Raw genomic sequence first — 22,035 nt, 5'->3', positions numbered from 1 at the left:
TGGCTGCGGCCGGCTCTCCGTCCGACATGAGGCGCAAAGCCGCGATTCCGCGTTCCATCATGCCCAGATCGCTTGCCGTCAGATTCGTTCGCGCAGCAAAACCGCAACGAGATTAGGCCCGCAGACTCAGCCGGCCGGGATTACTGGCGCAGCCGGATCGTGTGGTCCGGGAACATGGCCGGCAGGGACCACAGCAGACGCGCCGAGGACGTGCTTCTCCTGGTCGTCGAAGAAAATGTGGGCACCGAGTGCCTTCAGGATGGGTGCCTTCTCGCGGCTGCCGACGAAGTGGGCCTCATCAGCCGGGGTCCCCCATGCCCTCAGCGTGCGAATGACGCGCTCGTGGGCAGGGGCGTTCCGAGCTGTGACGAGTGCGATGCGGACCTTACTCACGTTACCGTCATTGAGGAAAACGCGGCGCAATGCCGATAGCTTATGAAGAAAATTGCCAAACGGGCCACGCGCCATTGGATTGGTCGCGTTCTCTGTCTCATGAGCTAGGAAGGCGTCCAGGCCCTTTTCTTTGTAGATTGCGTCGGACTCGGGGCCAAACACGACAGCATCGCCGTCGAACGCGACCCGGACCTCGCCCTGCGGCGTTTCGGCACGATCCTTGGGTGCCAAGCCGAGCCGTGCGGCCGCTGCTCCGCCGTCCACTGCTCCCTTTACGTCCGCGTCCGCGTTTGAGAGAAACAGGTCGATGCCCCACGCCGGGACAAACGGCGCAAGCGATCGTCCGCTAGTAAAACTGCCCGTCTTGACGACAAGCTCGTAATGATCGATCGACCTGAAGGCTCGGAGGGAGAGGTCGGGCGAGTTCTGCGACAAGAGGATCACTTCAACATACGGAGCAGCGTCAGGATCATTCAGCGCGAGTAATCGCTCGACTACCTCAAAGCCTGCACCCTTGCGGAGGATTACGTCCTCCCGTTGGAGTTGCATAGCCGCATACGCCTTGACGCCGTACTTCTCAAATACGCGATGCTCCTCCTCCAGGTCAAAAAGAGCGCGCGTAGAGATCCCGATGCGAAGAGGGCTAGCCCTTAGCACAGCCACCGGATCGACACTCCCCTTTTCGGCCTCGGTCAAAAGCGAGGCTTCCGCCAGTTCCATATGCCCTCCCTCCCGTATTGGGCCCGCCGCAGCGGTGCCCCCCTTCTGTACTTGCGCCATTTCGAAAGAATTGGAGACTTGGGTTCCTTGCCTATCTTTGCCATGCAATCGCTATTTCCTGACTTTTCAAAACGCGAGGTGGTATTGGAAGCATTGTACACGTCGTGGCGAAGGTCCACAGAAGCCAATTTTGCCCCCAATGATGAGGCGATCATTACGCGGGATGCGCTGGCGGAGCAGCTGTACGTCCGGTAGAAAATATTGAGATTGACTTGGTTTGGGGGAAGTCGGCAATGGACGCAGTCAGACGGGTATCGCTATGGATTGGTGTAGTCGGGCGGGCTTCTCTGCGGATATCTCTATGGATTTTTGCTGTAGCTATTGTCTTACTCCTTGTCCTGCACCCGCTGCTACCGGATACGATCAGCGTGCCAGTTTCCCAGCTGGGAACAGTGACGCTGCTGTTGCGCGATCCTTTTCGTCTCTTATGGTCCGAAATCGTTGCCCCGTGTGCCGGTTTTCTTAATCAGCATTTCGACAAGGTTCTTGCCTGGCCTGTGGCTGCGGTCGTGATGGTCTACCTGCTGCTTCGCAGCGGTGTTCTTCCTGCTGTCTTGCCGTCTGCCATGGGCAGAGTTAGGACGTTGAATCTTTTCGGTTTCAAGCTGGAATTAAGCGAGCAGATTACGGAAATCGCGCGGGAGCGCGATGATTTGTCGAAGGCGCTGTCGAGCGTACGCGCGAAGATCGAAGCGCAACTGCGCGTGAAGGTCGTCGAGGCGAACATCCCTCAGAACTTTGCGCGTTTCGTTTCCGATGTGGGTAGTGAGCTCAAGGACCGCAACACGAATTTCGATGGCGCAAAATGCCGCGCGACTATCTACATTGAGGATCCGATTTTCGCGGGACAATTGATGCAGCTTTTGGAATACGTTTCGGGAGATGGAACTCCTCTTCCTGGTCTCGCTGCTGGCCGTTCGTTTTCTATCCGGCGAGGAATCGTGGGCCGCGTATGGCGCTCACACCTGCCAGAAATAGAGGGCGTATTGCCGGACGATCTAGCGACCGTGGAGCCTGAGGACAAATACAAATACATCGCGCGTATTTGGGGGATGACCCAGTTAGAAGCCGAGCATGCGGCGAAATACCCATCTTATATTAGCGTACCGTTCGAATATACGCTTACTCGTTGCGGCGTTTTTTACATGGACTCCACAATGGAGAATGCGTTCACGAACGAAAACAATAAAGCTGGGTTGATCATGTTCATCCAGAAAAAAGTAAACGAGTTGCGCATGGATGGCGCGATTGGCGAACTGGATGCCTCCCTTGCCGCGAGCCGTCTGCAGATTCCGCTACTGGAGCCTTTGGATGCAAAATAGTTATTCTGCCGTCGCCAATGAGTATTATGACGCCCAACTGCATCCTACCTGTGCCGGTTTCGGTGTTGCTAGTGGCGCACTGATGAAGCGGCACTTCGAATTGGTTCCTGACAAGGGAACGATTTTCGAAATCGGCGCGGGACGATCCGGACTACTGGGAGCCATGCCGAAGGCCACCGGCGCCAAGCTTTTGATTTCCGACATATCTCTCGACATGCTCAATCATTCGCGGTCAGCCTTCAACGGAAGGGCAGAATTCCTCGTTTGTGACGCCGGTGACCTGCCCGTTGAATCGTCAAGCGTCGACCTCGTCGTGGCGCTTCTGGGGGACCCCTACAATTCTTCGGCCGTTTGGACGGAAGTCTATAGAGCCCTGAAGAATGGCGGCGGCGTGTTCTTTACAACGCCTTCATGGGAATGGTCGACGGCGTTTCGAAATTCAGCGCCTGGCGAGCGAACCGGCTCGGCCTTTTTCTTCACTGGGTCGGGGAACGCTCTCTATCTGCCATCTGAGATATTGCCTGTTTCAAGTCAGATTCAGCTCATGGGTGACAGCGGCCTCGAGGTTCAGTGGGTCGACCCATTCACGTTAGGGGATCTCAAGAGCGCAGGCGCCAAGATACCCTCCAAACTTGGCGACTATCTCCATGACGCAACACCAGTTGTCACGGCATACTGGGCGACCAAAGTTTCGTTGTAAGCGTAGCGAATTGGCGGTCCACTTCCATAACTGCGTTGCCAGAACCCTATCGGTCATGGGATCGGTCCCCACATCATGGCACGTGTGCTTGGCTTAGGTGTCGACCGGTCGAGCATGCCGCGCATTGGCAGGTGGTTTTCTGTGAAGCACGGCAAGGCGCTGGGCGCGGCTTTCCGCAAATGGTCTGACGAACCGGACCTTGAGCGCATCATTGTGAGCCACTGCGATGTTATCACCGACCAGCCGCGCAAGGTGCTCGAGCGCGTTGCGTAAGATTTCGGGGCATAGCAAGATTTTCGGGGAGGTGGCGCCGCATATAAACCGCGCTATCCGGGTAGTCTGCAACTGACCGAAAGCGTGGGGCAGCTATGTGCAATGACTACGAGCAGCATATCGCTTGGCCGAATATTGCCGCATGATGCAATCGATGGCGCTCGACGTTCCAACCCATCAAACCGAACTGGATTTGCCACAGGCGGATGACATCCGCATCGGTGACCCCGCCCCGATCATGCGCGCCGCCGGCGACACAATCGAACTCACGCGTATGACCTTTGCCTTTCTGCCCTCCGGCCCCAAAGGCGGGCCGATCTTCAACTTTCGCTCGGACGGGCGGAGTTTCGCCAACAGCAAGCGCTGCCTTATTCCGGCATCGCCTTTCTTCGAATTCACCGGAAAGAAGTCGCCAAAGGCGAAGCATCGCTTCACCCTCAACGGCGCCCCCTTCATGGCGATCGCCGGACTGTGGCGCGACGGCGAAGGCAACAAGCCGCCGACATTCGCAATGCTGACGACTGAACCCGGGCCGCATGTGGCGCCTATCCACAATCGCCAGATTGTGGTGCTGCGCCCGGAGGATTGGGCGGCATGGATACATCTCACAAACCCCGAGGCAGAGCTGTTGAAGGCACTCCCGGCAGGGTCGCTGGTGGTAAAAACCGTACGGGAGGGGAGCGACTGACCTTTATTGCGAGGTTTGCCTTACCTTGGCAGCTGCATTGAGGATAGCGGAAGCCAGGTTGAATTCGGCGCGTCCGGGATCGTAGGGTTGGCAACGATACGTCCACGCGAAACATGTGCACCTCCCGATCACTGATTGCCTAGTGGCCGCTACTTCCATCAGCTACGCTGGCCTCACAACTGAGCACCCTCGAGCCGCACCATAGGCGGTTGGTATCCGGTTTGTGCTGTATGGGGAAGGAGGCACGCGTGTCAGATTTCGTGAAAGAGTGGATGGTCGAACGCAGGGAAAGCCGCTTCCCCAACACTGTGACGATGGCCTTTTTCTCCCCTCAGTCTCAGATGGTTACTTTGGACCAATACAGCCGGAGGGACCTGCCCAAAGCGCTCTTGGCCAACGACCATGGTAAGGCCGCGGAAATCCTGGCGACCATAAGTCATGAACTCACGCATTGGGCTGACGTCGTGGGAACAATTTGGGGACGCGCTTACTTGAAACGCGTCTATCAGGCCTTCAGGCTGCTTCCCACAGCGGGCAAGCCGCCCTCGGAGGCAGACTTCCCGTGGTTCGTGGACCTTTACGACGAGACGCGCCGCCTGACGTTTCCGAGATACTATCAGACGCTAGTAGAACCCAAGGAGCCTCACAGTGCCGCGCGTCCCTGGCAGATCGCCTTTTCTGCCGGCCAGGAGATCGACCCCTCAGGCAGATTGGATCCGTCCAGACCTATCCTGTTCGTTCGCTTCCTAGACCACGAAACCGGCGCCCGCCTCATACGGCAGCCGCTGACTGTCGGCGCTCTCCTGGAAACAACGGCGGTTGCGTCCGAGTATTCGGTTGTCCGTACCTACCTCGAAGCCAAAGTGCCGGAAAACCAACGGACTGCAATGGCCGACGACATAACGAAGGACGGTCTTGCCAGGCTGTACGCACCGAGTCTGACCTTGTACTCCGCACCGGTCCACCTGTTTGCGCACTACGCGAAAATCAAGGACGCTGCCTTGGCGTATCGGCTCGCAGCCACCATCGCGCACCTTTGTCTCAACCTTGGCGACGACCATTTTGAGGGCGTCCAGCTCCCCGACAGCATGGAGCCGTGGGCAAACCTGTTCCCATCCTTCAAGCAGAGGGGCGACCGCGCGTTTGCGTTCGCGGTGATCAGTTCCAATCTCGAACCCTGGCAAGTTGGTATGGACGAGACCAAGTGGATCGATGCAGCGCTCGTTCGGACGGGTCTGCCGGATCGGCGATCGATTATGGAGCAGGCGATAGAAGCGATGGCGATGCACCAGCCCGGAGGACAAGGAGCTCCCTGGGACGAAGCCGAGCGCTACATGCTTGAGCTAGGGCTCGGAGTCGCGAGGGGACGGTCGAACAACCCGTCGTTTAGCCCGATGCACGCTCAATCCTATTCAGGGGTGGTTCCTCCAATGTTCGACTCGGAGGGCGAGATCTATCTGTTCCCGAACGACAAGTTCGACCTTACAAGGTTCGCACCCGAGGCAATGATCGATCTGGATTGGGCTCTGGACGGGTATACCCGCAACCTTCTGTCGGGCTGTCGCTAAGCTCATATGATCTGGCCACTTGAGGGCTCCTACCTTGCGATGCTCTGGAACGCATCGACCGATGTCCAACCCGGCTTTTTTTCAAGCCCGCATCCGCTGACGTACGCTGCCGCGCAGCGACTGGGGCGGCCAAAGCGCGGTGGGGGCTTGACGAGCTCTTCACAGCGTTTTGGGTCTCGGTAGACATGCTCTGAGGATTCATGGCGCGTATTCCACCGGGCCGAAACCGAAAGGCACACTTTCAATGACCCGAAACCCCCCATCGAAATGCTCGATTGCCTTCCAGGCGAGTAGCGCTGCCAGCAACGCGGAAACCTCGTTGCTGTTCTGTCCTTTGACGTAGCCGTAGGCGTCGACCAGGATGCGCCCTGCGTCGGCAAGATCCTCGTCTGAGACTTTTCCCTTGATGGCTGCGATCTGGTTCATGTGGTGAAGCAGTGCCGCCTCACCGTAACCGATGGGCTGTGCAAACGCTCGCAGCCAGGCAAGGGCGATGGCCACCAGGAAGCTGGGAAAGGTTGCCGGCGGTGCTGCGACCAGAGCAGGAAGAGCGTTTGCCCCTGTTGCGGTCAGTGCAATTGCCGGCATGAAAGCGAAAGGATCCCGCACCAGGTTGGAAAGCTTCAGAGAATAGGCGAGTTGCCGGCGCTTGCGCGCCAGCACCATTCCCAGAAATCCCTCGCGCCGAGGCGAGACGATCTCGGGAGGAGCTTCCTGCCAACGACTATCGGCGACGCCGTCGAGCGCGTTGATCGCACCGTGAAGCTCGGTATCGGTCACCTTGGCCAACCGCGAGGGCGAAGGGACTTGATCGAGCAATTCCCTGATCGAAGCGATCTCAGCGGACGTCAGCGACTGCGCGTTCTGCATGGTGCTCCACCTATCCTTGTCTGGTGCCTCGAGCCGGGGCGCTCCGAACCGCCGCGTGACGCATCGCCCCACTATGGCATTTGCCGCCTTGGGGCTCCAGCACACCTATTTGAAATCCCGCGTCTTCACCTTGATCTGGTCGATGTGCAGATAAGGATCGATGATATCTCGCGGCCGCGGCCCTTTGTGCATTCCACGCGGGTCCGGCGTCGGGCTGCCGTGATGAAACTCGTCGCCGCGCCCATGCGGCAGGGGGAAGGCAGCATCGCGATCGCCAACGCTGGCCAGCTCAGCTGAGAGATCACTCAGCCGGTGCGCGACGAGATGAACCACCTCGCCTTCCCTTTGGATGCGCCCGTATACGCCAATCATGCCAGCACCAAGCACAACCCTGCGGAATTTTTCGAATACCTTCACCCATACAACCAGATTGGCGATGCCGCTCTCGTCCTCGATCGTGATGAACATCACGCCCTTGGCTGAGCCCGGCCGTTGCCGGACCAGAACGAGCCCGGCTGCTTCCAGCCATTGCCCATCGCGCGCCTGCATGGCCTCGCGGCAAGAGACGATGCGCTTGCGGCGCAGGTCGGCGCGCAGGAAGGAGACGGGATGATCGCGCAGGGTCAGCCCGACATGTCCATAGTCCTCGACCACCTCGCCGCCTGATGTCATGGCGCGTAGCGCGACTAGGGGCTCGCGGATCTCCGGCACCGTTTGCTGCTCGCGAGCCGAGGCCGCGGCAAACAGCGGCAGCGGTTCGTCGCGCAGCGCCTTGATCGCCCACAGGGCCTCACGCCTGGCCAGCGACAATGAGGGTTGAAAGGCGTCGGCCTGGGCGAGCTCGACCAAGGATGCCGCGGGAACCCCGGCTCGATGCCAGAGGTCGTCAACCGACGCAAAGGATTGGTCGGCGCGTGTGGTGACGATGGTCGCGGCGTCGGCGTTTGCAGACCACGAACCATCCGCAAGCCAAGCCGAACGGCAAACCGGTCCTCACTTTCGGTGGGCTCGAGCGTGCAATCCCAGCGCGACGCGTTCACACACACCGGGCGAACCTCGACACCGTGGTCACCGGCATCGCGAACGATCTGCGCGGGTGCGTAGAAACCCATCGGCTGGGCATTGTTAAGACATCGGGGTGATGACATTTCAGCCAAGACGATGCGTAGGCGATCAATGCAAAGCTTGCCGCATGGCTCTCGGGAAAACCGTAACTGCCGAAGCCCTCCAATTGCTTGAACGTCTTTTCGGCGAATTCGCGCTCATAGCCGTTCTTCACCATGCCACCGATCAGCTTGGCGCCGAAGCTGGAGACACCGCCAGTGTGCTTGAAGGTTGCCATGGCGCGGCGAAGCTGATCGGCCTCGCCCGGCGTGAAGCCGGCACATTCGATCGCGACGCGCATCGCCTGTTCCTGGAACAGCGGCACGCCCAGTGTTTTTCCGAGCACCTTTTCGAGCTCCGGCTTGGGATAGACAACCTCCTCCTTGCCTTCGCGCCGCCGCAGGTAGGGGTGTACCATGTCGCCCTGGATCGGTCCTGGCCGCACGATCGCCACCTCGATTACCAGGTCATAGAAGGTCCGTGGCTTGATGCGCGGCAGCATTGACACGGCTCGGGATTCGATCTGAAAGTTGCCGAGCGTATCGGCCTTGCGGATCATCGCATAGGTGCGCGGATCCTCGGCCGGGATCGTGGCGAGATCCAGATTGATCCCCTTGTGCTGTGACAAGAGATCAAAGCCGCGCTTCATGCAGGACAGCATGCCGAGCGCTAGCACGTCGACCTTCATGAACTTCAGCGCGTCGATGTCATCCTTGTCCCATTCGATGACCTGACGATCCTTCATTGCGGCCGGTTCGATCGGCACCAGATCGTCGAGCCTGTCGCGAGTCAGGACGAAGCCACCGGGGTGTTGCGACAGATGACGCGGTGCGCCGATCAGCTGCCTGGCCAGGTCAAGCGCCAGGCGCAGACGGCGATCGCCGAGATTGAGGTTCAGTTCCTCCGCATGCTTTGGTTGGACGCCTTCGTCCGACCAGCCCCACACCTGCGACGACAGCATCTTGATTAGGTCTTCGGGCAGACCCAGAGCCTTGCCGACATCACGCAGGGCGCCTTTGGAACGATAGCGGATGAGGGTCGAGCAGAGTGCTGCGTGCTCACGGCCATAGTTATCGAACATCCATTGCATGGCGATTTCTCGGCGCTCATGTTCGAAATCGACATCGATATCGGGCGGCTCGCGGCGTTCTTCCGAGACGAAGCGCTCGAACAGCAGGTCATTGCGGTCGGGATCGATCGAGGTGATGCCCAAGACATAGCATACAGCGCTGTTGGCGGCAGACCCCCTGCCTTGGCAGAGGATGTCCTGACTGCGGGCAAAGCGCACGATCGAATTGACGGTCAGAAAATACGGCGCGTATTGCATTTTCTCGATGAGCTGCAATTCATGCTTGAGCGTACCAACAACCTTGTCCGGCACGCCTTCCGGAAAGCGCGTCGTGGCACCTTCCCAGGTCCAGTTTCTCCAGCGCCTGCTGCGGTGTCAGACCCGGCACCATGCGTTCCTCGGGATATTGATAGGCAAGCTCGTCCAGTGAGAATCGACAGCGCTCGGCGATCTCGAGGGTATGCGCGATCGCTTCGGGATAACGGCCGAACAGGCGTGCCATCTCAATCGGCGGCTTCAGATAGCGGTCGGCATGTCGTTCGCGCCGCAGCCCGGCGTGGTCGATCGTGACATTGTGCCGGATGCAGGTGACGACGTCCTGCAGGATGGGCCGTGACGGCTCGTGGAAGAGCACATCGTTGGTAACGACCGTTGGCACGCCGGCCTGTCCGGCAAGATTGGAAAGATCGTGCAGCCGCAAAGCGTCGTTGGGACGGCGGCGCAGCGTCAGCGCCATGTAAGCCCGGTCGCCAAACGCTTCGCACAGTCGCCGCAGCCACATCGAGGATGTGTCGTCGGCCTGATCGGGAACGAACACCGCAACAAGGCCGTCGCCATAGCCGACGAGGTCGGCCCAATGCAGCACGCATTTCGCCTTGCCACCGCGCTTCTTGCCCAGAGACAGCAAGCGGCAAAGCCGCGAGTAGGCGGCGCGATCGGTCGGATAGACCAGGATGGAAATCTCTTCCGCCAGATCCAGCCGGCAGCCGACGATCAGCCTGACGCCGGTCGCCTTTGCCGCCTCATGCGCGCGCACGATCCCGGCCAGGCTGTTGCGATCGCAGATGGCAAGTGCGGGCATGTCCATTATGGCGGCCTGCGCAAACAATTCCTCGCAGGAACTGGCGCCACGCAAGAAGGAAAAATGCGAGGTGCATTGCAGTTCGACGTACGGTGCGATCATCCGAAAATGCCGTGCAGGAACCAGCGATGGGAGCCGGTCGCGGCATCCTCGCCATCGCCAGCGCGATAGATCCAGTAGCGCTCGCCGGCATCGTCCTCGACCTGGAAATAGTCGCGCACCGCGGCAAGTTCGGCGTCGCGCTTCCACCACTCGCCGAAAACGCGCTCAGGGCCATCGGCCCGCTTCACCCTTCGACGGATGCCTCTCCAGGTAAAGCTCGGTGGCGGATGATTAGGCAATAGAGCTATCGCCTCGATCGGCTCAGGCACTGCGAACAGACGAGCCGGACGCGGCCAATGGTCTGGCCAGGCATCGCCGGTCTCCACCGACGCGGGGGCGACACGCCGAACTGATCGTTCGGGCACGTCGCTGGCCACCGGGGCAAACCGATAAAGCATCTCCTCGCCGGCACGATTGCCCAGTATGTCGATCAGGTCCGAAATGTCAGCGTCCTGTTGTTCGATGAGTGAGGAGATCGTCTGCCTGGGCGTCAACGGTTCGGCTCGAGGCGCCGACAAGCGCATCAGCTCGATGCCGAAACCGGGATCGACCCGCTCGATCTTGTCGCAAAGCAGACGCGTCAGCCGCTTGACATCGCGGATGGGCAAGGCGGTGCCGACGCGAATGGCTTCGATCCGGTTGTCGACGCGGTAGAGCAGCAGGTCGAGCCGTCGGGCGCCTAGCCCCCTGGTCTCCAGCTCGAGGCATAGCGCTTGCACAAGCTTGCCGATGTAGCGCGCGATAGTGTCGGCCGCACCAATGGGCTCGCCAAAGGCATGCTTTACCTCGACCACCTCCACTGGCCGCACCGGCTCGATCGGTTCGGCAAGGCGGCCAGTGGCCTGGTCAAGACGGCGGCCCAATTCGGGCCCAAAGCGCAGGGTCAAGGGTGCGCGAGGCTGCTGCAGAAGGTCCCCCACCCTGTCGAAGCCCAAAACGCGCAAACCGCTGACGATTGCGTCGGGCAACCGTAGAGACGGGATGGGCAGAGGACGAATGGCGTCGAGGGTTCCGTTGCCAGCGACCACGCTGACGGTCTGCCGGATGTAACGCGCAACGGCGTGAGCGGCACCCCAGCTATCCGCAATCGCTGCCCGCGCCGAAAAGCCGACCTGGTAGAGACGTTCGACCATATCGACCAGCATCATCTGTTCGCCGCCATGAAGGTGATCGGCGCCCGTGGTGTCCAGGACCAATCCGTCCGGAGGATCCGCAGCTACGATCGGCGCGTACCGCCGCAATGCCCACAGCGCCAGCCGCTCCAATCCCTCCGTGTCGGCATCGGGCTCCGCGTCCATAACCACCAGACCCTGAATGAGGGCCTGCGCTTTCGTGCCGGCATTCCGATGCGTAGGCCCGCTTCCATAGCCGAGCGATCTGCCGCGATCACCAAGCGACGATTGCCTTGCCGCCCGACCAGCACCAAGGGTCTATCCGGTGGCGGCGAGACGTCGCCCAATTTCCTTCTGAGCCGGTCGGTCGACCAGCTTGGAAGGAAGAGCGAGACGACCTTGGGCATCGCATGCCTCCACTTCGATATCGAGCGTTTCCCCTCCACGAGACCGGATCAGTTCAAGTTGCCATCGCGCCCGGCCAACGCCTGGCACAGGCAGCGGCCGTGACGGCAGCACAGAAACCCGCCAGCGGGTGACAGACGCCGTCGGCTGCCCAAAATCGGCGGCTTCGGTCTGTCGGCGCCAGCGGCGGACGGCGATGCCCATGGCGCCGGAGCCTTCCGATGCAAGCTGCAAACGTCGCGAGGCCGTCATCGACAGCCGGGCAACCTCGGCAACCACAGCCCCAAGCCCCATGTGCCGCAGGCCTTCCTCGAAGCAGGCGAGCAGGGATTTGTCGTCACCGGCTTCGACATAGATCACCCGGTCCGGGTGAAGTCCGACCTGGGCGATTGCCGGCGCAAACAGATCCTGGCGCGTCACACACCACAGCACCTTGCCCTGCGTCCTGGCCGCAATTCCTGCAGCAAAAAGCGACGCGGCGGCGCCATCAATCGCTCCATTGCCACCACCGGCAACTTCATGGAGCGCGCCAAGTGCCACACCGCCCCCAGGCAGGTGGCTGTCGATAGAGGAAATGCCGAAAGGGAGCACCGCTCTTTCGGGCGTGTTGCCGCCTTCGAGACGCGCAATGCGATTTTGAAGATCGGAAATGGCAGCGTTTGGCGCCGATGCACTCATCTGGTCCCCTGAACGCGAAATGCTGATGGTATGTTCCTCATTTGTTCTCTTCCTAGTAAAGAGTCAATGGCATGGTGAGGTGGCGCTGCGGAAGAAATGTTTGGCGCGACCGCTCACTCGGTGGCACCGATAGAGTCGTTTGCCGACAGGACGATACGGTCGAAGGGCACGATGCCCCGCTGGACGTCGCGCCGGCGACTGCCGGCGCCCAAAGGAAAAACGGCGCATAAGCCGCAGTCCTGCGCGCGTCCGCAAATGCGGACATTGTCGCGCGCGGGACGGAGGAAATTCGCCCCCGCCGCGGACGGTTAACAGGACAGCCGTAGGAGCGTCAGCATAGCGCCGGCCGCAGGACGGGACGCGGGACCGACTGTCCCCGTCCGCAGCGGTCCGCATCATGATCGGCAATGGAGCCGTTGCCTTGGAATTCGACACGGAGCGCCGATCATCGCTCTGGTGGCTATCCCGTTGAAAAAACGGAACCAATTCCTCTGTTGCCAAGAGCCTATTGACTCCAATGTTCTTATTTTGTTCACTGTCGGTGCGATTGGCACAGGAGGCGAACCATGGAACTTCGCTTGAACATTGAAGGTGCAACGCCCGAAGAACTGGCACGCGGTGTCTTCGCGCGGGCCGGCATTACGGCTTTGCAGGGCGCGGAAGGTTTGTTCGCGTTGGAAGGGTGGGACATCAAAGGCTTTCCGGAAGACGACAAGCCCACCGAGGACGAGGACCGGGCTGCTTCGGTTTGGATGGAGGCCGACGAGGCTGCGACGACCGCATGTTGTGCGGGCTGGCCGGAGGACAGAGTTCCGCGCCATCAGATCATGGAACTGATCGACGTTCCCCGAACGAGATTGCAAGCCGAGGCGCTTCCGGACACGTGGCCGGCGCGCAAGCAGCTCTATCCGGACGTCGTCAAACGGCTGGAGGTTACAGCTGGCCCGGACCACCAGATCGATTTCGATATTGCCTTCGTTCTGGGTTGGGTGTGCGAGCGGCCGACGCTGGAGCGGTTGAGCCCCTTTCGGAAGATGGCGACCGTATCCCCTTCTTCACCAGCGACCTTGCCCAGGTGGAGGAAATGGCTCGCAAGGCGCTCAAGAACTGGACTATCGAGATTGACCGGGATCCCTACGATGCCCACGTTTTCGACCCTGCAGCCGTCGATGACGGTGACGAATTGCGCATGGCGGCGTGGCGCGATTTTCGACGGCTCCCTGCTTATGGAGAAGCCGCCTGCAAACCCCGCAGTCGCACTGACCCTGGCGATGATGCGCGGCCAGTCGATGCATTTCGAATAGTGGTCAAACGCAGTCGGGGCTCACCAACGCCATCGGTCATCGACTGCGACTAACCACACCAGGTTGCGCTGCCCGACGACCTTTACACCGACCGGAACTTCACCATGATCGCGAAGTTCTGCCAAGAACGAGGGCTTATGCACCATATGGCGGGGACGCATAGCTGATGACGCATCGCTATGAAAACTGTCGGGAAGTATCGTTTCTCGCGGGCCTTTTTGGATCGTTTCGTCAACGAACGCTTCAAGTGCTAGGCTTGCTTTCCGCATACCGCATTCCCATGCTTTCCGGTAAGCATGTATGCCCGAACGCCCAACGCGCATATTGTAACCTGAGCCACTTGATTTTGCTGGGCCTCGTCTTGGAAGCTACTCGAATCCTCGCAGTCGCTGCGGTGGGCAAGACAGGCTTGCGGGTCAGGGACTAAAGGGAGGACCGCATGAGCGACGTGGCGAAGGTTCTGGGACTGATCGAGAACTGCAACGATCCCGAAAAGCTGAAATCGTGGATCAGGAACGCCCGGGACAAGGGTGAGCCGGGCGTGGCCGACGCCGCTTTCCGCAAGCTGGTTTCGGTCCTACCCAAAGAGAAACCCCGGACCGGGGAGCATGATTTCTGGCAGACGATACATGCCTTCGAGCATGTCCTGTCCGAAGAGCGAGGAAAGACGACCCGGCTCGCCCGCACTAGGCAGAAAGTCGCAAGGGCGGGAGTGGTCCAAACCCTTCAAGACTGGGCCATGAGCGCGAAAAGCACCGACGGCTTTGTCATGCTGCTGGAGCGGAACATGCCGGAGCTGACCGGCGAAGCCATCGTTGTGCGGCACGCGCCGCAGTTTGGCGCGGAGGTCGTCGCGGCGGCGAGGCGCAGGCTAGAGGCAGCGGGTATCGATATTGCCACGCTTCCTGGCGCACACGTTCGGAATGACTGTCCGCAAAAAGGGCGGCCATCTTGAGTTGCCGCCGATCGTGGCGGGCGAGTGGCGCGGCGAAATCGTAGGCTCAGCCAACGTCAACTTCGGCCAAGTGGTTCAGCCAGGCCCGCCCCGCCAGTCGGTCGAATTCACCTATATCATTCTCCCCGCCACGCTCATCATGCCGGACCCGGCGTTTAGGTGGCCGGGCGTCGTCATGATCATGGCGCCCACGCCCATGAAGACGGAGTTCAGACGCGGGCACGCTCTTCCAGGCCGATCGCCTGCCGTCGCTGAGTCTCTCCCTCGAAGTCACCAGGGCGCAGTTTTCGGACATGCTTCCACGCATCGAAGCGCGGCGGCTCAAGAATTTTCATTTCACCGTGGAGGAGCAAAGAGATTCTTGGCCTGTGCGGAGCTGGGGCATGGGAGCCACGACAGCCTAGCGCGTCGGCCCCGCCCCCATTCTATTCGTCTCGACGATTGCAGGGTGCGCGGCGTCCGACATTCCGACTGGACCTCGTGGATGTCGAGCGTTGCCTGAAACCTATTGGGTGCTACGCGCGGCAACGAAGTGCAGAATGCGTCGAGCTGAGTCGGAGGAAAGGCGGTAGCGCTCTCCCGACTCGAACCCCCGCAGCCGCGGTCTGCTATCCTATTTTCACGCCGTTACCGCCGTTTGCCGCATTGGCCGGACAGATCCATTCCAGGCATAGCAAGGAAAGGGTAGCGTGATTGCTTCTTAGGTGAATGCTCCACTGTCGCGGAACTCAGCCCGCGAGGCGATGTGCAGCGAGAAAAGCAATGAAACGCGCACTTGGCGGGCTCCTGCTGTTCGGCATTAATCGAGAACAGGCAGCGGTAGCTATCGGCGTCAGTCCAACGACGTTCGACCAGTTGGTCGCGGATGGCCGTATGCCACAACCGCGGATGCCCAGCAAAGAGCGCTATGTCTGGGACGTGGAGGAACTGGCAGAGGCATTCGGGCGGCTACCACACCGCAACAGCAAACTTGACGGCGTGTCCTCTAGCGATAATCCTTGGGATCGCAGATGATGGACGTGGCGAGCACCATGGTGAAATTCAATCTGAAAGGCGTTGTCGAAGACAGGGATCGGCACGGCAATATCCGGCTGTACTTCCGCGCACCGGGTAGAAAAAAGATCCGTCTGCGAGAAAAGCCAGGTTCAGCCGAGTTCCACGAAGAAGTGCGCTGCGCGCGAGATGGCGTTCCTTATGCTTCGGCTCAGAATGTGGTCAGGCCTGTAGTGAGGCCAGTGGCCTCGCGGGGCAGTCTGATGTGGCTTTGCCAGGAGTATTTCCGGCGCGGTGGCGCAGAAGTCGGCGAAGGCACGATGCTTCGACGACGAACAATACTCGAAGGCGTTTGCAAACTGCCTCACCCGCTGAGCGGGCCAGTCAATCCGGACTTCTCGACGAAGGGTTCATTACCATTCGCGGCCATGAAGCGGGCTCACGTCAAGGAGCTCCGTGATACCCGGTCAGACGCTCCGGGGCAGCCAACAATATTACAAAAGCCATTAGCGCAATGTTCGCTTGGGCCAAGGATGCCGAGATGGTCGAGGTCAATCCGGCAAACGGAATAAAGCGCCTGACTTCGGGCAATGGCGAAGGTTTCCACACCTGGGAAGTGTCGGAGATCGTCCAGTATGAGAAACGGCATGCGCGCGGCACCATGGCTCGTATGGCGCTGGCGATTTTCATGTTCACAGGTTTGCGACTGTCCGATGCAGCAATCTTCGGCAGACAACACATTACCCAAGTTCGCAACAAGGATACCGGGACATGGGAGAAGTGGATCAGGATCAAGCCTGGCAAGACCGACAAGAGCAAGGTGCGCAAGGAAGCGATTGTCGTCGAACTGCCTCTGCTCCCAGAACTCGAGGATGAGCTTTCCTTCGCCCCGGCCGGCAACTTGACATTCCTTGTCACCGAGTATGGTCGGCCTTTCTCGGAAAACGGCCTTGGTAACAAGATGCGCCAATGGTGCGACGAAGCGGGGCTCCCGGGCTGCAGCGCCCACGGGGTCCGCAAGGCAGGCGCCACTGTTGCCGCAGAAAACGGCGACGCACGAGCAGCTGAAGGCAATATACGACTGGACTACTTACCAGCACCCGGACCATTAGATCCGGAAAGCGCGCCGTCGGAAGGTCGCGCAGTCCGCCCGCACACTTCTGATTTTCGCTCGAAACGAGAACGAAATTGTCCCACTTTCTGAGGGGGTTGAAAGAGGTGGGACAAAAATGGCCAAAAAATCCAATTAAATCAACAGCCACAATAGCCAATGGTGGGCCCGGAGGGACTCGAACCCCCAACCAAGCGGTTATGAGCCGCCGGCTCTAACCATTGAGCTACAGGCCCCACGGCGCTGGATTAGTGTTTTTCCCTGAACCGCACAAGGCTTTCCGAGGGCTTTCCGAGCAGGCGTTCCAAGGAGCTGGCAGAGATCGCCCAAATCAGCCCATATTGATAACCTATTGCACGTCGCCCATTGGACACCGCCTACTCGGCTGTCTTGGGATCGCAGATCGAGGAGATTTTATGACCAGACGTATTTTGCCCCTGGCGATTGCCGCCGCAGTCGCATTTCCGGCGATCGCGGCCGCCGCCGATTCACCACCGCCGCCGCGTATCGTCGTCACCGGTGAAGGCGAGGCGGCGATAGCACCCGATCTGGCTCTGCTGACGCTCAGCGTCATGCGCGAAGCCAAGACGGCACGTGCAGCGCTCGATGCCAATAACGACGCCATGGCCGCGGTGATCGCTGCAATGAAATCATCCGGCATCAAGGAGCGCGACCTGCAGACCGCGGGCATCCAGATCAACCCGCGCTATAACTACACCAACAAGCCCGACGGCAGCCAGGAGGCCGAGCTTGTCGCCTATCAGGTGACCAACACGCTGTCGGTGCGCATCCGCGACATCGACAAGACCGGCGACATTCTCGACAAGGCGGTGTCGCTCGGCGTCAACCAGGGCGGCGGCATCTCCTTCTCCAACGACGATCCGGCGGCAGCCGTCACCGAGGCGCGCAAGAAGGCCGTCGCCAATGCCATGGCCAAGGCCAAGACGCTGGCCGAAGCGGCCGGCGTCGGCATCGGCCGGGTCCTGGAAATCACCGACCAGAATTTCGCACCACCGCCGATGCCGATCAACGCCAAGGCATTCGATGCCGCTGGCGCGTCCGTCCCGGTGCAAGCCGGCGAGAATTCCTATACCGCACAGGTGACGGTGACTTTCGAATTGAAATGATCATCGCTTGCAGCATGCAAAACCCCGGAGGATCGATCCTCCGGGGTTTTTGAGCCGCGCTTTCCGTCCTGGCGGAAAGGGCTCCGCTACTCTACCGGCTGCAAGTCAACCGGCCGCACGCCCGAAGACCTTAGCGATAGATGATCGGACAGCCGCGCTCGTTGGCGAATACGATCACGACACGGTCGCCATACTGGCGGCCGGCGACCTTGACCGTGCGGCGGTTGATGTCGATGATGCGGGCGCGGTGCAGGCCCATGCGTTCGGCCTTGTCGATGGCACGCTCCGGCGAACAGAACCGGCGCCAGCCGCCATGACGGCGGTGTTCGCGATAGTAACCATCATCTTCGTCGCCGGCATAGACGCCGACGCGCGGGTCCTGGTTGTTGCCGAAGCCGAGATAGATGCTGTCAGCATGAGCGGGGATGGCAGCAAGCGTGCCAAGGCCGACAAGAGCCGAAAGAGCCGCCGTCTTGATGGTGTTGAACATTGTCTTCTCTCCTTGTTGAGGGTTTCCACCCGTTTCGTCGAACCGATGGGAGGAGAATGCACCCGCCTGTCTGAATTTTTTGCGAACCGGCCATTCATCTCCAGTTCATGAGGCAGACCGGAACAGTCTCTCGCTTCTGAAGGCGGTGCTATGGACGGCGGTGCTACATAGGGTGGATAGCATGGTGGATGGACAACGTCCGTTTTGCCGTCGATTCCGGATTCTCGATTTTGCGATAAAATCCTAAGGCTCGTCCGCGAGAATATGGTCGAAATAGTCGTCCGGCTCGGCAAGGTCGATCTCGCTGGCGCTGACTCGGCCGCGCATCGAGATGCCTGCCTCGTGCACGGTCTCGTCGCTTCCAGACACCAGCCTGTGCCACCAATAGAGATCGCGGCCCTCGGCGACCAGGCGGTAAGCGCAGGTCTTGGGCAGCCAGCTGATGGTGCGCACATTCTGCGGCGTCAGCCCGACACAATCCGGAACACGCGCCAGCCGGTTGGCATAGTCGGAGCAGCGGCAGCTTCCAGCGTCGAACAACCGGCAGCCGACGCTGGTCCAGTAGATCTCTCCGGTGTCCTCGTCTTCGAGTTTGGACAGGCAGCACTTGCCACAACCGTCGCAGAGTGATTCCCACTCGGCCGGGGTCATCGCCTCGAGCGTCTTGGTCTTCCAGAACGGCTTGTCCATTGTCGGCATGTGGCCCTCGGACGCCTCAAGGTCAAGCACGGCAACCTTTGCGCCTCGTCCGAACGATACGCCAGGAACATACGAATGACACGAAGTCGCCTTCAAAACGCCGGTCAATCGCCCTGTGCCACCGCTAAGACCTGCAAACAGGAACCAAACATGGTTGCTGAAAGTTTGGGCACGGATGGGACGCCACAAGGAGTGTTTATGATGAAACGCCAACCACGGATTCTGGCAGGCACGGCGCTTGGCCTGTTGATGGCGTCCGCGCCGTTAGGCGCGTTCCCGCTGCAAGGCAATGCTGCATTCGGCCCCGCCCGGAACAGCGCAATGTTTATCCCGGCGCAGTCGAATTGTGCCGAGGGCGAATCGGCCGAAGCCTGCGCTCAAGGCGGAAAGTCGGAGCCGGAACAGAAGCCCGGCAAGAGGCGCGACCGGCAAAAACAATCCGAAGCGGCGCCCGCCGAACAATCGGGCGAGCCCGAGCAGAAGCCGCGCAGGAACAAGCGCGAGCAGCAAAAACAGAGTGAATCCGCGCCTGCTGAACAGCTCGCGCCTTCCGGCGAAGAGCAGCAAGGAAATCAACGAAGGAAGAAGAGGCAGCAGCAGATCGAAGCCGCTCCGGCTGACCAGCAGACCGCGCCTGCTAACGACGATCAGCAGCAACTCAAACCGCGCAGGAAGAAGCGCGACCAGCAGCAGATCGAAGCCGCTCCGGCTGACCAGCAGGCCGCGCCTGCTAACGACGATCAGCAGCAACTCAAACCGCGCAGGAAGAAGCGCGACCAGCAGCAGCAGGAGGCCGCGCCTGCCGAACAGCCGGCCGAGCAAGCTGCACCCGCGAACGACGATCAGCAGCAGCTCAAGCCGAGGAGAAAGAAGCGCGACCAGCAACAGCAGGAGGCCGCGCCTGCCGAACAGCCGGCCGAGCAGGCTGCACCCGCGAACGACAACAACGAGCAAGTCAATCCGCGCAAGAGGAAGAACAAGCAAGACCAGCAGATCGAGGCGGCACCGGCCGAACAGGCGCCGCGCAAGAAGGAACGCCCCGCCGGTGAGCCTCTCCCACAGGCCGAGCCACTTCCAACCGAGAAGCAAGCGGCTCCTGCTCAAGGCGAACAGCCCGAGAACCAGGCGAAAAAGCGTGGCAAGAAGCCCGTTGTGGAAGAGCCGGTGACCGGCGAACAGCAGCCCGCAACCGGTGAGCAGCCCACGACGACGGGCGAACAGGCAGCACCCGCCGAGGGTGGGCTCCCTGCTCAGGGCGAAGCCGCCGCCAACCCGAACGAGGCGCCCATACTGGACAGCCAGAAGGATGTCTTGCGCAAGCGCAAGGGCGGCAAGGAGCGCGGCCAAAATGCCGGTAAGCAGCAGGGCAACCAGCCAGCCCAGCAGGGCGAGAACCAGGTGGAAGCCCCGAAGCCTGCTCCGATCGAGGAGGGACCGCCACCTACCGACGACAAGGCAGCCCAGCAGGAGATCAAGCCTGAAAAGATCGTTCCGGTGACCGAGGAAAAAGGCAAGCGCGTCGAGCGTGCGCCCGACATCGAGGATGTTCGCCGCCGTCCGCGCCCGCAGGGCGCCAACGTCGTCAGGGAATTCGGCGACCGCGTCATCCTGCAGTTCAACAACCAGACCTTCGTGGAAAGCAGCGATGCCCCGCGCATGCACCGCGGCGCCAGGAATGTCTATTATGAGGACCTGTCGGGCGATCGCACCCGGGAAATCGTCGAGCGTGACAATGGTGTCCGGATCGTCACTATCCGCAACCGCTACGGCGACGTCATCCAGCGTTCACGCATCGCGCCTGACGGGCGCGAATATGTGCTGAGCTATGTCGACGAGCGCTACTATGACGATGATGCAGACTGGCGCGACCCGGGCGACGACCTGCCGCCGATGCGCCTTACCATTCCGCAAGAGGAGTACATTTTGGATTCCGAAGAGGTCGAGGATCCGGACGACTATTACACCTTCCTCGAACGGCCGCCGGTGGAGAGGGTCCAGCGCCTCTATTCGGTCGACGAGGTCAAGCGCTCGGCCCGAGTGCGTGACATCGCCCGCCGGATCGACCTCGATACGCTCAACTTCGAGTTCGGTTCGGCTTCGATTTCCGACACCGAGGTCCAGAAGCTGGAGGGTGTTGCCAACGCCATGGAGAAGCTGCTGAAGAAAAACCCGGCCGAGACCTTCCTGATCGAAGGCCATACCGATGCAGTCGGCACGCCGGAGGCGAACCTCGCTCTGTCCGACCGCCGCGCCGAGGCGGTCGCCGAAGCTCTGACCAATGCCTTTGGCATCCCGCCGGAGAACCTGACGACGCAGGGTTATGGCGAGGAGTATCTCAAGGTCAACACGTCGGGACCCAATCGCGAGAACCGGCGCGTCGCCATCCGCCGGATTACCCCCCTGGTGGCGCCGGTGGCCAGCGCCCAATAAACCGCAATGTGAACCGCGCGATTCGATCAACCATTGAGTCGCGCGGTCATCAATCTTGAAACGCGCGGCTACCAATCCCAAATTCTGGACAGGGCTTCCCTGCCCTGTCCCGACTCCAGCGGGACACGCGAGCCCCGCCGGTCCCCTCCCGGCGGGGTTTCGTTTTTTTAGGACCTTGCAAACCGCCGCAGCCTGCCCGAAATACGGCGCTCCGCAAAGAAGCCCGGAACCGTCACATGAAGCGCATCGAACTTGCCATCGAATCGATCATTCTCGCCTCGCGCTGGCTGCTGGTCGCCTTCTATCTCGGACTGGGCGCGGCACTTGCCATCTATGCCGTGTCCTTCGGCAAGAAGCTGTTCGAGTTCGTTCCTGTCGCCTTCACGCTCGATGACACCGACACCATCCTGAAAATGCTCGGCCTCATCGATGCCGCGCTGGTCGCCTCACTGGTGGTGATGGTGATCATCTCGGGCTACGAAAACTTCGTCAGCCGCTTCGATGAAAATGACGGCAAGGTGCATTGGCTGGGCACGATCGATGTCGGCTCGCTGAAGGTCAAGGTCGCCTCGACAATCGTAGCGATCTCCTCGATCCACCTCTTGCAGGTGTTCCTGAACTCGGTCTCCTACACGACCGACCAGCTGATGTGGCTGACCATCATTCATCTGGCCTTCGTCGCCTCGGCATTCATGCTTGCTTATATCGACCGGCTGATGGGCCTGGGCAAAGCCAAGAAAGCCGGGGAGTGAGCATGCGTCTGTGCCGGTCTTTTGAGGAT

Annotated in this window: 16 protein-coding genes, 1 tRNA gene and 3 pseudogenes; 12 read left to right on the top strand and 8 right to left on the bottom strand. The window is 60.5% G+C overall.

The genetic code is table 11. The features are described from left to right. Positions 1 to 126: 126 nt before the first annotated feature. On the bottom strand, positions 127 to 1,113 hold the full coding sequence (locus NKI63_RS15795; protein WP_352570995.1) for a 5'-nucleotidase: 987 nt from the start codon (positions 1,111 to 1,113) through the stop codon (positions 127 to 129). Positions 1,114 to 1,406: 293 nt separating this feature from the next. Between NKI63_RS15795 and NKI63_RS15790 the strand changes: the two genes are divergently transcribed. The 5 genes and pseudogenes from NKI63_RS15790 to NKI63_RS15770 all read left to right on the top strand — a co-directional run bounded on the left by NKI63_RS15790 (position 1,407) and on the right by NKI63_RS15770 (position 5,724). Next, positions 1,407 to 2,495, top strand: a complete 1,089-nt coding sequence (locus NKI63_RS15790; RefSeq protein WP_352570993.1) for a hypothetical protein — start codon at positions 1,407 to 1,409, stop codon at positions 2,493 to 2,495. Continuing rightward, complete coding sequence (locus tag NKI63_RS15785) at positions 2,485 to 3,195, top strand: class I SAM-dependent methyltransferase (protein WP_352570992.1); 711 nt, start codon at positions 2,485 to 2,487, stop codon at positions 3,193 to 3,195. The genes NKI63_RS15790 and NKI63_RS15785 overlap by 11 nt, the downstream gene beginning before the upstream one ends. Before the next feature lie 141 nt (positions 3,196 to 3,336). Continuing rightward, a complete protein-coding gene (locus NKI63_RS15780) occupies positions 3,337 to 3,468 on the top strand; it encodes a hypothetical protein (protein ID WP_352570991.1) in 132 nt (43 codons plus the stop codon). A gap of 95 nt (positions 3,469 to 3,563) precedes the next feature. Next, a pseudogene (locus tag NKI63_RS15775) lies at positions 3,564 to 4,156 on the top strand (SOS response-associated peptidase). Between the two features lie 248 nt (positions 4,157 to 4,404). Then, positions 4,405 to 5,724 (top strand): hypothetical protein, encoded by a 1,320-nt coding sequence (locus NKI63_RS15770; RefSeq protein ID WP_352822184.1) that lies wholly within the window; start codon positions 4,405 to 4,407, stop codon positions 5,722 to 5,724. Positions 5,725 to 5,922: 198 nt separating this feature from the next. On the opposite strand, the gene NKI63_RS15765 is transcribed toward NKI63_RS15770, so the two are convergent. The 4 genes and pseudogenes from NKI63_RS15765 to NKI63_RS15750 form a co-directional block, all read right to left on the bottom strand. After that, entirely contained in the window at positions 5,923 to 6,594 is a 672-nt protein-coding gene (locus tag NKI63_RS15765) for a hypothetical protein (RefSeq protein WP_352570989.1), read from the bottom strand. A gap of 105 nt (positions 6,595 to 6,699) precedes the next feature. After that, a pseudogene (locus NKI63_RS15760) lies at positions 6,700 to 9,950 on the bottom strand (error-prone DNA polymerase). Further along, a pseudogene (locus tag NKI63_RS15755) lies at positions 9,947 to 11,469 on the bottom strand (DUF6504 family protein). Before NKI63_RS15755 ends, NKI63_RS15760 begins: the two co-directional pseudogenes overlap by 4 nt. Then, a complete protein-coding gene (locus NKI63_RS15750) occupies positions 11,381 to 12,145 on the bottom strand; it encodes an ImuA family protein (protein ID WP_352570988.1) in 765 nt (254 codons plus the stop codon). The pseudogene NKI63_RS15755 and the gene NKI63_RS15750 overlap by 89 nt, the downstream one beginning before the upstream one ends. Before the next feature lie 566 nt (positions 12,146 to 12,711). Here NKI63_RS15750 and NKI63_RS15745 point away from each other — a divergent pair. The 4 genes from NKI63_RS15745 to NKI63_RS15730 all read left to right on the top strand — a co-directional run bounded on the left by NKI63_RS15745 (position 12,712) and on the right by NKI63_RS15730 (position 16,601). Beyond that, on the top strand, positions 12,712 to 13,449 hold the full coding sequence (locus tag NKI63_RS15745) for a hypothetical protein (protein ID WP_352570987.1): 738 nt from the start codon (positions 12,712 to 12,714) through the stop codon (positions 13,447 to 13,449). Positions 13,450 to 13,888: 439 nt separating this feature from the next. Then, positions 13,889 to 14,404, top strand: coding sequence for a hypothetical protein (locus tag NKI63_RS15740; protein WP_352822180.1), 516 nt, complete (start codon positions 13,889 to 13,891; stop codon positions 14,402 to 14,404). A 762-nt stretch (positions 14,405 to 15,166) separates the two neighbouring features. After that, the gene (locus tag NKI63_RS15735; protein ID WP_352570985.1) at positions 15,167 to 15,418 is read left to right on the top strand and encodes a helix-turn-helix transcriptional regulator; all 252 of its coding nucleotides are present in this window, start codon (positions 15,167 to 15,169) and stop codon (positions 15,416 to 15,418) included. 520 nt (positions 15,419 to 15,938) lie between these two features. Next, on the top strand, positions 15,939 to 16,601 hold the full coding sequence (locus tag NKI63_RS15730) for a site-specific integrase (RefSeq protein WP_352822177.1): 663 nt from the start codon (positions 15,939 to 15,941) through the stop codon (positions 16,599 to 16,601). A gap of 67 nt (positions 16,602 to 16,668) precedes the next feature. Here NKI63_RS15730 and NKI63_RS15725 read toward each other — a convergent pair. Beyond that, a tRNA-Ile gene (locus tag NKI63_RS15725) sits at positions 16,669 to 16,744 on the bottom strand. 180 nt (positions 16,745 to 16,924) lie between these two features. Between NKI63_RS15725 and NKI63_RS15720 the strand changes: the two genes are divergently transcribed. Beyond that, complete coding sequence (locus tag NKI63_RS15720) at positions 16,925 to 17,635, top strand: SIMPL domain-containing protein (protein WP_352506781.1); 711 nt, start codon at positions 16,925 to 16,927, stop codon at positions 17,633 to 17,635. A 130-nt stretch (positions 17,636 to 17,765) separates the two neighbouring features. Here NKI63_RS15720 and NKI63_RS15715 read toward each other — a convergent pair whose 3' ends face one another. Both NKI63_RS15715 and NKI63_RS15710 read right to left on the bottom strand, forming a co-directional pair. Next, entirely contained in the window at positions 17,766 to 18,125 is a 360-nt protein-coding gene (locus NKI63_RS15715; RefSeq protein WP_352704237.1) for a hypothetical protein, read from the bottom strand. A gap of 243 nt (positions 18,126 to 18,368) precedes the next feature. Continuing rightward, complete coding sequence (locus NKI63_RS15710; RefSeq protein WP_352704281.1) at positions 18,369 to 18,815, bottom strand: YcgN family cysteine cluster protein; 447 nt, start codon at positions 18,813 to 18,815, stop codon at positions 18,369 to 18,371. 210 nt (positions 18,816 to 19,025) lie between these two features. Here NKI63_RS15710 and NKI63_RS30725 point away from each other — a divergent pair, with 210 nt between their 5' ends. Continuing rightward, positions 19,026 to 21,254, top strand: a complete 2,229-nt coding sequence (locus NKI63_RS30725) for an OmpA family protein (RefSeq protein ID WP_352704279.1) — start codon at positions 19,026 to 19,028, stop codon at positions 21,252 to 21,254. Between the two features lie 236 nt (positions 21,255 to 21,490). Continuing rightward, entirely contained in the window at positions 21,491 to 22,006 is a 516-nt protein-coding gene (locus NKI63_RS15695) for a TIGR00645 family protein (RefSeq protein ID WP_254820365.1), read from the top strand. The last annotated feature ends 29 nt before the right edge of the window (positions 22,007 to 22,035 follow it).

This window comes from Mesorhizobium sp. M0410 (assembly GCF_040321435.1).
Lineage (GTDB): Bacteria > Pseudomonadota > Alphaproteobacteria > Rhizobiales > Rhizobiaceae > Mesorhizobium.
Note: the sequence above shows the minus strand (reverse complement) of the source record. Positions and strands in the feature narration are given on the sequence as shown.